Below are 13,055 nucleotides of genomic sequence, written 5' to 3'. Positions count from 1 at the left end.
TGTTTGAAACATATGATTTTATAGAGATTGTTTAAATAAATTTAATAGTTAATATATATATCAATAGTAATTACTATATATAAATATTAAAATGTATATAAAATATAGAGAATATACATAAGGTACTGTGCAAAGTAATTATTTTAACATGGGTCATCAACACCTCGCAATCTAAGTCTGGTTGAGGTTTTTTGTTTGATTTCCAATTCCGATTTATAAATTTTTTTTAAAGCAAGTATATTTACATGGCTGAGGTGTTTTTAAACTAGTTTAAGCAAGGGTAAGTATAATTACAAAAGCAATAAAAATTTAAATAGGAAATGGTATGAAAAATAACAGCAAATACCATCCAATATGCAACAGGGATGAAATAGCTTCGCTATGGGGAACAACAAGACAAAACATAGGAATGACTTATGCCAATAAAGATAACAAACAATTGCAATATGAAATGCTAGATTTGGGAACATACTGCATAAAAAATAACATAAATGGAGAAATGTTAAAGCTTTTAGTTGAATATGGAAATGAATTTAGTAAAAGGTTTAATGGTTGGACCGCTCAAGAAATAAAAGAATTTGAAGAATTTAGAAGATTTAAATTATTCCAGGAAACAAAATGATTGAAGTAGTAGAAGCATATGTTGAGAATGGGAAAGTTTATGTAGCAACAAAATTCCTTGAAAATTATTTTAAGACTTCAACTAGGAATATTGGTAATTGGATAAAAAAAGGATTACCTAAATATAAACTAAAAGGAATAAACTCAAATGTATTTATATTAGAGGAAGTTTTAATATGGCATGCAAATAATATAAATAAAACAAAATCAAGAGCTGGCAAAAAAAGAAAAGATGAAGAAGGAATGAACTATGAGGAAACAATAGATTTAAATCTAATCTCATATGAAGAGGCAGACAGAAGAAAAAAAATTCTTGATGTTCAACTTGCATCAGTAAAATTAAAAGAAGCAGAAGGCGAATTGATAAATGCAGATGAGTTAGACAAGGCTCTTTATGAACAAGCAATTATGCATATAACAAAACTAGACAATGATGAAAAAATATTGCCAATACTTTTAGAAATGAAAAATCAAGATGAAATAAAAAAAATACTAAACGAACACAATGAAGATCACCTGGATACTCTGTCAAAGCAAATAGAGAAAAAGTTTAAAGATGATCCAACAAATTATGATGTATTTAATGAAATATTAGAAAAAAGAAAAAATGGAATAAAGCCACAAGAGCTAATAGAAAAATTAAAAGAGATGTAAGTGAAAACACAAATACAATTACCAATACCAATATTACTAAACAAATTATATATTCCAGTTATAAAATATGTAAATGGAAAACCAACACCAGGAATAAGAAAAAATCCAGAAGCAAAAAAATACCAAGATTTAGTAAAAATATATGCAATAAAACAAAAAACAAAGCTAATAAAAGGCAAAGTATCTTTTAAAATGGATATACTAATAAACAAAAGAAAAGACTATGATATTGATGCAGTGGAAAAACTAGCACTAGATTCACTAGAGGGAATAGCCTATACAAATGATAAAAATATAGTAGAAAAAATATCAAGAAAACATCTTGAATCAAAAGATGATAAGCTTATTATAGAAATAGAGGAGCTGAAATAAATGAGTAAAATAGATTTATATAAAAGTGGTTGCTTAGATGTTATGGATTTCAGGGCATGGGATAAAAAAGAGAAGACAATGCTAAATTTTTCGGACCAAGGCATATCACCTTGCAGATGGGTTTATGATGGTGGTTTTGATGATATGATAAGCAACTCCGAAGAAGATGTCATATGGATGCAATTTTCAGGATATAGAGATTTTAAAGAAAATAAAATATATGCAGGAGATATATTATCTGGAAGGAAAAATAATCATTATTTTGTTACTTTTGATGGTGGTGCATTTACGGTGTATCACTTGCATCAAAAGGATTATGATGGAACTCCACTACGATGGGGGTTGTTATCGAGACTGTTTGATTCTGATATGAGAGATTTGTTGCCATTTTTTGAAGTTATTGGAAATGTTTTTGAAGACACAGTAGTAGAGAAAGAATAAAAGATGAGTGCAATAGAATTTATATTATTAATATTTGTAATTGGTGTTGTTTTTATGTTAAATAGCCCTTCAATAGATGAAAATAAATTAAAATTGTTAATAAAATCTATAGATAAAGAATTAAGTAAAGAATTTGAAAAAAGAGATAAAAAGATTAAACAGCTAGAAAAAAGAATTATTGATTTAGAAAAAGGAAAATAGTGTCAGTAGTTTACACAGGAAGAAGATTCAATAAAAATGCTTACACAAGAGAAAAAAAACTATGCCTAGAAGAGTGGGCTGGCAAAAATGTAATCTTCACATCAGAAGACGTATCTCCTATATTGGGAAATTTTAAAATAAAATATTCTCCACACTATAAAAAGCTATTTAAAATAACAGAGCGAAACCTAACTAGAAAAATGTTTGGAAAGTGGGCATCTCAATCAGGGAAATCACTATACGAAATAATAGTAGCAGCACACAAATTAGACCAAAACCCAGCAACGGTAATATATGCTCAACCAATAAAAGAAGATGTTCCAAAAATACTAACTTTGAAAATAAATCCAATTTTAAAATCAATACCTAAGCTATGGAAAAAGTTTGAAGACTATTCAAATCAAGAAAAATTCAGAACAAAAGATGCAATGAAAAGAGTTGCAGGTGGAGCTTTTGTTATAGCAGGCTCATCAGTAAAGGAAAGAAAATCACTAACATCTCCACTTGTAATCTTGGATGAAATTGGAGAGTTTGAAAAAGGTGCAGTAAAAGAGTTCTCAGAAAGAACTAAATCATTTTCAAGATTTAATCCACTAGTAATAGGTGTATCAACGATAGTTGATCAAGAAGATGAAATATGTAGCAACTATAACACCTGTGAAGTAAAATTAGAATGGAGATTTATATGTGATAATTGTGAAAAAGATTTTTATCCAGGAGCAGAGACTTTAAAAATAATAAGCAAAGAAAAATACAAAAAAGAAATATCAGAAAACTATTCATATCCCGAATATGTTAAATACGCTGTAGAAAAGACTCATATAGAATGCCCTTGTTGTGGCAGCAAAATAAATGAATCAAAAAGAACCAAAATGATATTAGAAAACAAGTTAGACTGGTTCATCATAAAAGAAGATGGAAGCTCAACAAGACTTGAAATAGAAAACTTAAATACTGAAACATCTTTTGGGTTTGATATGAACTCGCTCGGGTCTTATTTTGCAACTCTAGACGATATTGCAAAAGAATATATTGAAGCAATAGAGTCAGAAAACAAAAATGATTTACTAGATAAGTTTTACAGAGGATGGCTAAATAAGTTTTATGAGCCAGAGTCAGTAAAAACAGATGTAAATGATATTTTACTATTATCAAACAATTTGCCAGAGTTTGAAGTTCCACAAGATACATTAAGAGTGTATATTGGTGTAGATATGCAAAAAGATCACTTTTGGTATAATATTCAAGCATTTACATATGGGAATATATCTCATTCTTTAAGTTCAGGAAGACTTGAAACATGGGGAGATATAGAAGATTTATATGTAAAATGTTGGGATTTGAAAGACTCAGCAGGAAAGCCACACATTGTTTCAAAAATGGGTATAGACAAAAGAGGATATAACCAAGATGGTGTAAGAAGAACAGATGAAGCAATATCTTTTGTGGAATATATGACAAACAAATATGGCTCAGATAAAGTATACCTAATAGAAGGACATCCAGATATAAAATCAAGTCCAAATGGATATGTAATAAAAAATGTAAAAGATCAGTCGTCAAATAGAACAACAGTAGATATAAAAATGTTAAAAGTATCAAACCTTTACTTTAAGAATAAAATGTCAGAAGACATAGCAAGAAGTATAGAAAATCAAAAATCAGAAGAAGAGATATATAGCCAAAGACTTTTTTATGTAAATAAAGATACTATAGAATCAGACATGGAAAAAACCATATCAACTAGTTACTCAAAGCAAATGACATCAGAAACTTTTGATTATCATATAAATCAAAAAACAAAAAAAAGAAACCCAACACAAACATGGGATATGCCTAAAAAAACAGATAACCATATTTGGGATTGTACTATGATATGTTATGTGTTTGCGGAAGTGGAAAAAATAGCACTAATGGAAAAGCCAAGTGCTACAAATATAGAAAAAGCAATAGCAAGAATGGATTTTTAGTTTTAGCCTTAATTAAGCTTTAAAAAGTTAAAATCTTAAAAAACAAAATTGGAAAACTATGAGCATATCAGAAGAAATAACCTTTTTAAAAATAAGGCTTGCTAGTTTAAATGGAAAAATAGAAGAGCATGAAAGCTATAGAGAAATAGAAGAAGGAAGTTCATCTGCTAGATTTTCAACTCAATTTACAGATATAGATAAACTTTATAAAGAAAGAGAAAGAGTTAAAGTTCAACTAAGGACATTAGAGGCTTCAACATGGAAATAACAACAAGTTATCCGCTTTGGGAATTAACAACAAATTATCTTCAAGGTGCAAAAGTTACAACTGCTGGAAAACCACTATTTGATGGAAATATTGATAATAAAGCAGGATATTCAGCTTCTAAAATTAGAAAACAAACACATTATTTAAATGCAAATGGCACAGACATACCATCAATTGTAAGTAAAAGCACAAATAGAACAATAGGCATATCTGTAAATATTCAGATAGAAAGCCCAGATGAAAAGTTTAACGAATCAGCAGAAAAATGGATAAAAAAATTTAAAAAAATAGGGCAAGGCGAACTTACAGGGAAACATCACTTTAATTCAGCGGCAAGAGCAATATCAGATTTTGATAAATTAGATGGAGGTGTGATAATAAGACACCACTATAATATCAAATGGGAAATGCCATACAAATATGAACTTGTACCTGTGGATATGATAGATGTAGGAAAAAATGATAACATTTTAAAACAAGAAGGTCAAGAAGAATATACTTTAAATGGTCTTGTTTACAATAAATGGAATCAAATAACTCACGTATGGATATACAATAATTCAAACAAAATGACATCAACAAAAGTAAGTATGAAAAACATAACTTATTACTCTGACGTTTGGGCTTCAATAAACCAGCAAACCGCAATATCAAGACTTACATCAATTTTGCCAACATTGGATCAAATAGACCAATACGGTAAAGCATCTCTTGAAAGCGCAATTGAAAGCGCAAAAGGTGGAGCTTATTTAAAATCAACCGCATATTCTGAGATAATGCAAGTATTACAAGATGCAATAAAGCAAGAGATAGCAACTTCAAAAACAGATGATAAAGTAGGTGTTGCAATAGATATAACAACACCTATACTTAAAAGACTTGCAAATGCTGGAATAAAACCAGTGGGGCTTACACCAATTCCACATCAAGATGAAGTGTCATTTGATAATAGAAACAGAGAAGGTGTATATGCGGAACTAAATAAAAATGCAGAAATGAAAATGGGTTCAGCTTCAGGAATGTCAGATATGTCAGTCTATTCAAAAGCAAATGAAGCAAACTATTCAGCAATGAAATATGTGTCTGAAACAGACCAAATTTCAGCTGATATAAGATTTGATAATTTTACAAACAAAATATTTGATGAAATAATTTCAAGAGCAATTTTAATAGGTGTGCAAATAGGTGAAATAAAATCAAGACAAGATTATTTCAAAAATCCAAGCTCATATGAAAACTATAGATATTTAAGACAAATATTTATAGATATTGAGCCATCAAAAACCGCAGAAGCAAATAAAACAAATATTGAACTAGGATTAAAAACAGAAGGTAAGATAATAGAAACAAGAGATGGAGTAAAATATGAAGATTTCTTGGCAGATAAAATAAAACAAAATAAGAAAAAAATAGATGCAGATTTAGAAGTAGAAAAATATAGACAAGAGCAAATAAAAAAATTAAACTTACAAGAGGTAAAAAATGAGAACTCAGCAAATTAAAAGTTTATTGCTAACACATGAGTTGGCAGTAGAGAAAAAATACCTAACAGGTCTTATCGATACAGTAAATTCAGGAATAGAAAAAGTAGAAACAAATAATGAAATATCACCAGCACATAGCTACGAAGAAAAAAATAATATAGCAATAATTTCTATTGATGGCGCAATGACAAAAAAGAATACTTGGATAAATGCAATATGTGGTGGATTTGCTTCATATGATATAATCGATAAATATATTGAAAAAGCAGAATTAAATCCTAAAATAGATGCAATTTTATTTACTGTAGACACACCAGGTGGAATGGTAGCAGGAGCTGATGAAGTTGGAGAAAGAATTTATAACTCTAAAAAAAGAACAATAGCTTTTACACCAAATATGTTAGCATCTGCTGGAATGTGGATATTTTCTAACTGCGATGAGGTTTATGCTGGAGAAGTTGCTGAGCTAGGTTCAATAGGTGTAATGGTAGCATACAGAAAAGAAGATGAAGATGGTGAAAAAATAATGCTAACTTCAAAAAGAGCTGAAAATAAAAATAAAATAAATGATGATAAAATTACAGCAAGAATAAATGAAATAGAAGATATATTTTATTCAAGACTTATTAGAAATACGGGATTATCAGAAGAAAATCTTGCATCAGGTTTCAATAAGGGAGAAACTATTTCAGCGACAAAAGCAAAAAACTTAGGCTTTGTAAAAGAAATAACAACTTTTGATAAGTTGATGAAAAGTTTGGCAGTTATGCCCTCAGATAACGAAAAAATAACAAAAAAAAATTTAAAAGGAGAAAACATGGAGTTTAATGAAGAAAACTTCAAAGCATTAGTTGAACAAAATAAAGCATTTGCTGCAAACAAAACAACGATTGAAAATAGACTAAACACAGCAAATTTAAATTTAGAAAACATTAATGCTGAATTAGCTGCAAAAGATAATGAAATCATAAAATTAAAAGCTGATTTAGAAAACAAGTTATCTGAGCAAGCAACAAAAAATGAATCTCACATCAAAGAGATTAAAACAAGAGTGGAAGAAGCATACAAATGCAATGTAGATAAAGATACTGCTATTGCAATGATTGAGTGCAAAGATTCAAATGAGGCAAGCAAATTAGCAATTGCAGCAATGTCAGACACAGAAAATGCAACTGCAAATGAAGGTGAAAATGTTTCAAATAAAGAAAAAGAATTAGCAATAGCAATTGCTAAAAATATGAAATTCTAAAAGGAAAAGTTATGGCATTAGAAACAACGCTAGAAAATCAAGACAATCTTGATGTTGAAGTAAGATTATTAAAAAATGTAACAGTGAAAGCTGGTGAAGACCTTAAGAGGGGAGATCTTGTAAAGCTAGATGCAGTTGAAACAACAAAAGTTGTAAAATTTACAACAGGGAGCGATCCTTATACAGTAATGTATGATGATGTAGATGCAACAGCAGGAGATGTAGCTGGTAAAGCATATAGAGATGCAGATATTAAAGCTTCTGAAGTAAACTTTAATGATGGTACTGATGCAGAAGTAAGAGATGCATTAGATTTTAAAAATATTTTCTTAAGAGACTAGGAGAAAAAAAATGGCAGTAAAAACAAGCTTAATTGCAGCAGTAGCAACAATGGAAACAGTAGATATGTCAATCACAAGAATGGCATTTCCAGGTGGATATGAGCATGATTCACAAAAAGTAGAATTTGATGTTTATGAAGGTGGTTCAGAAATTGCTTTAAAGGGTAATTTTGAAAAACAATCAAATATTGTAAATAAAGATGGTTATAAAACTATTACTGTAAATCCAATGCAAGTAAATGAGTCTATTGTAGATTCAGTTAAAAACGTAAACAAAAAAAGAATCGGTCAAACTGTTTATGGCGAACTAGCACAAGGTATGTCAGAAGCTGAAATAGCAGCTTTAGAAAATGACATGAAAGGTTTTGGTAAACTTAAAAAAAGAGCGCAAAGGCTTATCAAAAAATCAGCCTATGATGTACTTACTACTGGTAAGCTAACAGTTTCAGGTCAAGGTGATGCAGTTGATGAAATTGATTTTGGTTTAACAAATAAAATTGTAAATGATACATCAACATCAGGACAAATTGAATGGAATGATGCAAACTCAAATCCAATTGAGCAACTAGAAATTGAAGCTGAAAAAATGGGTCAGCATGCAGTAGATACATATGTGCTTGGTATGGAAGCTAAAAAAGCGTTCATGTCAAATGCAAATGTAAGAACAACTGACAACACAACAAATGGTAAAAAAGCAAACTTTATTCAAGCTACAAAAGAAGAAAGAGAAGCAAAATCAACTGAATATTTTAAATATTTAGGTTCAACAACAGGTGATTATGGAAAACCAGTTGAGATTTACTATGAATTTGAACAATATGTAGATGCTTCAAAAACTGAACAATATTATCTAGATAAAAACTATGCAGTTGGGTTTAAAGCAAGAAATGAAGAAAACGGTCAAGTTCAATATGGGAATATCCCAGTTGCAACAGGAAGTGATGAAAACTCAGAACTTACTACTGTGGTAGGGATGGAGTGGATTGATGCGGAAATTAAAAAAGATCCTGCTGGTGTAAAAAGATACTATAGAAGTTCTCCATTGCCAACAATGAACCAACCAAAAGCTTTTATTTCAATCAAAGCAACTTTAGTAGCATAAGGATAAAACATGAAATATGTTAAGTTAGAATGTAAGTATAAAGGTTTCAACTACGGAGATGTAGTTGAGATTGGGAAAGATACAATCACAGAAAAAGAAACTAAGCAACTTATTGAAGATAAAGCAGCATCTTTATATGAAGAGCCTGTGTCAAAAGTAAACGGTGTAGACACAAAAGCTCTTGAAGATAAAGTAGCAAAACTTGAAGGAATTGTTGTTGAGGCAATTGCAAGTGCAAAAGACAAAGCTCCAACTTCATGGGAGGAATATTTATCTTCAAAGGATAAGTAATGAAAAGAGTAAATATTAAATTTACAAAAAAAGGTTTTGTAAGAAAAGAGTCTTTTAAAAAAGGTGAGACAGTTAGTGTCTTGCCTTGTATTGCAAAACAAAAAGTAGAAGTAGAAAAAGTAGCAAAATATATTTAAGGATTCATTTTGAACGCAAGAGATTTACTACAAGCAACAAGAGTAAAATTCGTAAATTCAAATACAATATCTCCATCGGTAACAATAATATACAAGAGAAAAGAAACTCTTGAGGATATTCCATATAAAGCTTTTGCTGGAGGAGGAGAATTTAACAAACAGGAAAAAGAAAAAATATCAAATATGGAAGTTTTTTCATCTGTGCCATTAGACTTTTCACCTTCAACAAGAGATAAAATTGAATTTGACATGGAAACTTTTAGTGTAAGAAGATGGATAAAAAGCGGTAGTGTTTATAATATATATTGCGAAAAATCAAAATCAACTAAAAGCAACCCTAAACCAAGTAGAAGACCATGAGTAGTGTAAAAATACAGATTTATGATGGCTTCACTCCATTATTAGACAAAATAGCAACCCTAAGCTATGGTTTAGGAATGGATGCTTTAGATCAATCAGCAAACACAATTAGAAAAAGTATTAGAAACCAAATGGAGTTATCATCAAGACATCTTTGGAGTCAAAGCGTAGTAAATGGAAAAAGAAGAATCCATAGAGGTGTGACCGCAAAAAGACCAGGAAGCAATATGATGAATCATAAAACAGGCGGTCCATATAGACCAAACCATATGAAAAATTTTATTACATCATGGGTTTCAGAAAGACATATGGTTGCAGTTGTAGGCGGAATGCACAAAGCATACAGACCAAAACTAAGAAGAAATGGAAAAGTGGTTGGTACAGGTAGAAAAGTAGGCGGTGTTTCAGAAGCAACATATGGGATACTAAAAAAGCTAAACGATGGAAACGCTAATGACTCTTCATATAAAAAAGCAAGACCAAGCTCAATGCCAGGTTTTAAAAATGCAAAATATAAAAAAAGAAATTTTGTTGAAAAAGGTAGAACAATGGCTATACCTAGAGTAAAACAAATTATGGGCGATAAGCTAGAAATGTTAATAGCAAAACAAGTAAATAGGGCAAACATAAAAGGGAGAATGGTATCGTGAGTAAATTTCTATTTCAAGACATAGATTTAGAAGGTTGGGCAATTGAAACTTTAAAAAATTCCACAGAGTTTAATGTTTTTGTTGAGAATATTTTAGGGAAAAGCTTAAACTATTATAGCTCAATACCTTTAGATGAAAATATGCAAGAGGAGACGCTACCATCTTTAGCAACATATTTCACTGATGAAATAGCTGATAAAACTGACGAATATGTTCAAACTTGGATATTGCCTCTTGCAATAAGAATAGAGCCAAATTTAGAGCCAGATTTAACAAATGGCATAAAAAGATGGAAATCTATGAAAAACTTAAAAAGCATAGCAATAAAAGCAATACAAATACTTCAAGAAGATGTAGAGCAATGCGGAATAAATGGAAATGGAAATATAAATATAATTGATGGAGAGTTAGTTATGAGTGAAATAGGTGAAGCAACAGAAGATATCCAAGCAAGTATATCCTTAGCTTTTAGAAAACTAAATCAAATTTAGGAGAAAAAACATGGCAACAAATTATAAATTTACAAAAGCCTTATTTTATAAAGAAGCAGAAGAAGGTCAAATTCCTTCAAATCCAGCAGCAGTTCAAACAGCTGGTATTATAAACTTTTCAGTAAAAGATACTCAGCAAACAGAAACAAATCCAACTATTGACAATAATGGTCAAGCCTCTAAAAAAGACAGAGGAAAATCAAATTTTGATGGAAACATTGAATGTAAATATATGGGTGACATGATGCCAATTCTAGTAACTCATGTAATAGGAGATCCAGATACTATAGCAACAACAACAGTGTCAGCTTGGCGAACAGCAACTGCATATGAAAAATACGATGCATTGGATGACACACTATCTATAGGAGATATTGTATCACATTCTGATGGTGTTCATATGCTTGTTTGCTTTAAGGCAGGAACATCTGATGCAATTGAGCCAGATTTAACAGGAGTTTCAATAGGCTCAAAAATTGTTGATGGAACAGCAGAGTGGATTGTAGTTAAAAACCTTACAATATATACTGGTGTATCACAAGCTTGTTTACCATCGATTGGTATTGAGTATTCAGGTGATTCATCTTGTGGCGGTGCTTCTGATGTATTTAAGAAAAGAATCAATGGGGCTTATCTAAACGCAATGGAGTTAAACAAAACAGCTGGTGGAGTAATCCATAAGTATTCTATTCCTGTTACAGCAAGAAGTGCAAAAGACAATACGGAAGTTGATTGGATATCAGTAGAAGATGAGGTTGGATACACTCAGCAAGATATGATAGATTTTGCTTTTAAATATGATGACATGAAAGTGTTAATAAACGGTATTCAGCCAATAGACACAACAATGTTTAGAATGACAATTACTAGAAACACAGCATATGAAGATGCAGTTGAGATTGATTCAAAAGTTTCAAATACTCCAATCATGCAAGTAGAAGGAGAAATGACACTTAAGTTCACAAAAGAAGAATATCAAAAAGCTTTCAATAATGAAGCAGCAGAAATTAAAATTCTTTTAGGAAATGCAAGAGGTGAGTTAGCTCATTTTACATTTAATAATGTAGAAAGAGACAGAGTAGATCCAGACTTTACTACAGAAAGATTTGCAGAAATTACTGTACCATTGACAGCAGATGGAAACAACAGCTACAGAACCGTAGATTATAAAGTGCAATCTCAAATAAACTATCAATAAATAAAATATTTAAAAAAAGGTGAGAAATGATTTTCTTGCCTTTTTTTTTATTTTATAGTAAACTTGTATTCTCAAAACAAAAAAAGGATGTAAAAATGAGTTTAGAAGAAAGAATAAAAAAATTAATTAAAGATAATCATAAAGAAGAATTAGAAAGTTTTTTAGAAAAGCTAGAAGAAAAAATAAGCTTGCCACAAGAGCTACAAGATATTTTAAAAAAAGTTGGAAACAATCCAAGTGAAGAGCCAAAAATATTTAAGCTAGCAGAAAATAAAGCAGAATTTTCAGAAGTATTGCAAGAAATAATTTCAAAAGATAAAGATATACAAAAAAAAGACATAAAAATGAAAGCTGTTGAGTTGTGTGAAAAACACAATCTAGAAGAAGTAATCCTTATGTGTAGATTAGCAGTAGCGAAAGCAACAGATAAGATAAACACAGATGGAAGTGTAAAAGCAACACCAAATACAGAAAATTGTCATCTACCAAACATATTTGAAGCAGAAGAATTTATGAAAAAACAACAAGAGCTTGAACAATGTTTTTATGAGTATAGCAAAATAAGAAGTAGTGATGGAGAAATTGATGAAGATGTACTTGAAAAGCTAAACGAAAAAAGCACTAAACTATCAAAAGAAATAGAAAAAACAGCATTAAAGATATCAAAATTAGATGGTAGAAAGCTAAATGAATGGGAAAAAGAAACTGTAATAATGCAAATAGCTCAAGCAGTTACAAAAGCATATGAAAAAACAAGCTTGGGAAAGCACTCATCAAACTCTTAGAGTGGGAGTTTGATGAAGAAAATCAATATTTTAGAGAATGGGCTGAAAATTCAAATATAACGTTAGAAAAAGCACAAAAGCAAGATTTTAAAGAAATGATAAAAGCCTTAACATACCCAAGAGTACCTTATGAAGCATATAAAATATATGACTTCTTTAGAAGAGAAATGTTTTCAGCAGTAAGGTATATTCCAGGAATGACACCAGTACCACACTATATAGATAAGCAATATTTAAGAATAGAAATGAAAAATCAAATAAACGATGATTTAGACAAATATCTATTCTTTGTAACAATATTTCAAGAAAAAATGTTTGCATTGCTAACTAAAAAAGACTAAAGGTTAGCAATTGCAATTTTATACAAAAAAAGGTATAATCTAAAAAAATCTCAGGGAATATAAATGGCTGATATAAAAACAACCCTTAAAATTGATAAT

At 30.2% G+C, this 13,055-nt stretch carries 19 protein-coding genes; all 19 read left to right on the top strand.

The features are described from left to right. Positions 1 to 325 precede the first annotated feature (325 nt). The 19 genes from ACLQ7T_RS15490 (at position 326) to ACLQ7T_RS15400 (ending at position 12,956) form a co-directional block, all read left to right on the top strand. The gene (locus tag ACLQ7T_RS15490; protein ID WP_420480201.1) at positions 326 to 622 is read left to right on the top strand and encodes a hypothetical protein; all 297 of its coding nucleotides are present in this window, start codon (positions 326 to 328) and stop codon (positions 620 to 622) included. Continuing rightward, positions 619 to 1,275: a hypothetical protein gene (locus ACLQ7T_RS15485; RefSeq protein WP_420480200.1), complete on the top strand. Its 657-nt coding sequence runs from the start codon at positions 619 to 621 to the stop codon at positions 1,273 to 1,275. Before ACLQ7T_RS15490 ends, ACLQ7T_RS15485 begins: the two co-directional genes overlap by 4 nt. Then, entirely contained in the window at positions 1,276 to 1,647 is a 372-nt protein-coding gene (locus ACLQ7T_RS15480; RefSeq protein WP_420480199.1) for a RusA family crossover junction endodeoxyribonuclease, read from the top strand. It abuts the gene before it with no gap. Further along, a complete protein-coding gene (locus ACLQ7T_RS15475; RefSeq protein WP_420480198.1) occupies positions 1,648 to 2,088 on the top strand; it encodes a YopX family protein in 441 nt (146 codons plus the stop codon). 3 nt (positions 2,089 to 2,091) lie between these two features. Next, positions 2,092 to 2,289, top strand: a complete 198-nt coding sequence (locus ACLQ7T_RS15470) for a hypothetical protein (protein WP_420480197.1) — start codon at positions 2,092 to 2,094, stop codon at positions 2,287 to 2,289. Continuing rightward, complete coding sequence (locus tag ACLQ7T_RS15465; protein WP_420480196.1) at positions 2,289 to 4,259, top strand: terminase gpA endonuclease subunit; 1,971 nt, start codon at positions 2,289 to 2,291, stop codon at positions 4,257 to 4,259. Before ACLQ7T_RS15470 ends, ACLQ7T_RS15465 begins: the two co-directional genes overlap by 1 nt. Before the next feature lie 58 nt (positions 4,260 to 4,317). Beyond that, positions 4,318 to 4,527 carry a hypothetical protein gene (locus ACLQ7T_RS15460; RefSeq protein WP_420472462.1) on the top strand — a complete coding sequence of 70 codons (210 nt, stop codon included), beginning with the start codon at positions 4,318 to 4,320 and terminating at the stop codon, positions 4,525 to 4,527. Beyond that, positions 4,518 to 6,029, top strand: coding sequence for a phage portal protein (locus ACLQ7T_RS15455; RefSeq protein WP_420472463.1), 1,512 nt, complete (start codon positions 4,518 to 4,520; stop codon positions 6,027 to 6,029). Before ACLQ7T_RS15460 ends, ACLQ7T_RS15455 begins: the two co-directional genes overlap by 10 nt. Continuing rightward, positions 6,010 to 7,260: a S49 family peptidase gene (locus tag ACLQ7T_RS15450; protein WP_420472464.1), complete on the top strand. Its 1,251-nt coding sequence runs from the start codon at positions 6,010 to 6,012 to the stop codon at positions 7,258 to 7,260. The genes ACLQ7T_RS15455 and ACLQ7T_RS15450 overlap by 20 nt, the downstream gene beginning before the upstream one ends. An 11-nt stretch (positions 7,261 to 7,271) precedes the next feature. After that, positions 7,272 to 7,601, top strand: coding sequence for a head decoration protein (locus tag ACLQ7T_RS15445; RefSeq protein ID WP_420472465.1), 330 nt, complete (start codon positions 7,272 to 7,274; stop codon positions 7,599 to 7,601). 10 nt (positions 7,602 to 7,611) lie between these two features. Next, positions 7,612 to 8,703 carry a major capsid protein gene (locus ACLQ7T_RS15440; RefSeq protein WP_420480195.1) on the top strand — a complete coding sequence of 364 codons (1,092 nt, stop codon included), beginning with the start codon at positions 7,612 to 7,614 and terminating at the stop codon, positions 8,701 to 8,703. A gap of 9 nt (positions 8,704 to 8,712) precedes the next feature. Further along, positions 8,713 to 8,994, top strand: coding sequence for a hypothetical protein (locus tag ACLQ7T_RS15435; RefSeq protein ID WP_420472467.1), 282 nt, complete (start codon positions 8,713 to 8,715; stop codon positions 8,992 to 8,994). Then, positions 8,994 to 9,131, top strand: coding sequence for a hypothetical protein (locus tag ACLQ7T_RS15430; protein WP_420472468.1), 138 nt, complete (start codon positions 8,994 to 8,996; stop codon positions 9,129 to 9,131). The genes ACLQ7T_RS15435 and ACLQ7T_RS15430 overlap by 1 nt, the downstream gene beginning before the upstream one ends. A 9-nt stretch (positions 9,132 to 9,140) precedes the next feature. Continuing rightward, positions 9,141 to 9,491 (top strand): hypothetical protein, encoded by a 351-nt coding sequence (locus tag ACLQ7T_RS15425; protein WP_420472469.1) that lies wholly within the window; start codon positions 9,141 to 9,143, stop codon positions 9,489 to 9,491. Continuing rightward, positions 9,488 to 10,141: a hypothetical protein gene (locus ACLQ7T_RS15420; protein ID WP_420472470.1), complete on the top strand. Its 654-nt coding sequence runs from the start codon at positions 9,488 to 9,490 to the stop codon at positions 10,139 to 10,141. The genes ACLQ7T_RS15425 and ACLQ7T_RS15420 overlap by 4 nt, the downstream gene beginning before the upstream one ends. Beyond that, positions 10,138 to 10,632: a hypothetical protein gene (locus ACLQ7T_RS15415; protein WP_420472471.1), complete on the top strand. Its 495-nt coding sequence runs from the start codon at positions 10,138 to 10,140 to the stop codon at positions 10,630 to 10,632. The genes ACLQ7T_RS15420 and ACLQ7T_RS15415 overlap by 4 nt, the downstream gene beginning before the upstream one ends. A gap of 10 nt (positions 10,633 to 10,642) precedes the next feature. Continuing rightward, entirely contained in the window at positions 10,643 to 11,830 is a 1,188-nt protein-coding gene (locus ACLQ7T_RS15410; protein WP_420480194.1) for a phage tail tube protein, read from the top strand. 95 nt (positions 11,831 to 11,925) lie between these two features. Further along, positions 11,926 to 12,615 carry a hypothetical protein gene (locus ACLQ7T_RS15405; RefSeq protein WP_420472473.1) on the top strand — a complete coding sequence of 230 codons (690 nt, stop codon included), beginning with the start codon at positions 11,926 to 11,928 and terminating at the stop codon, positions 12,613 to 12,615. A gap of 95 nt (positions 12,616 to 12,710) precedes the next feature. Next, positions 12,711 to 12,956 (top strand): hypothetical protein, encoded by a 246-nt coding sequence (locus ACLQ7T_RS15400; protein ID WP_420480193.1) that lies wholly within the window; start codon positions 12,711 to 12,713, stop codon positions 12,954 to 12,956. Positions 12,957 to 13,055: the final 99 nt, after the last annotated feature.

The sequence above is a fragment of the Brevundimonas sediminis genome (genome assembly GCF_048799765.1).
In the GTDB taxonomy this organism is placed as follows: Bacteria; Pseudomonadota; Alphaproteobacteria; order Caulobacterales; family Caulobacteraceae; genus Brevundimonas.
Note: the sequence above shows the minus strand (reverse complement) of the source record. Positions and strands in the feature narration are given on the sequence as shown.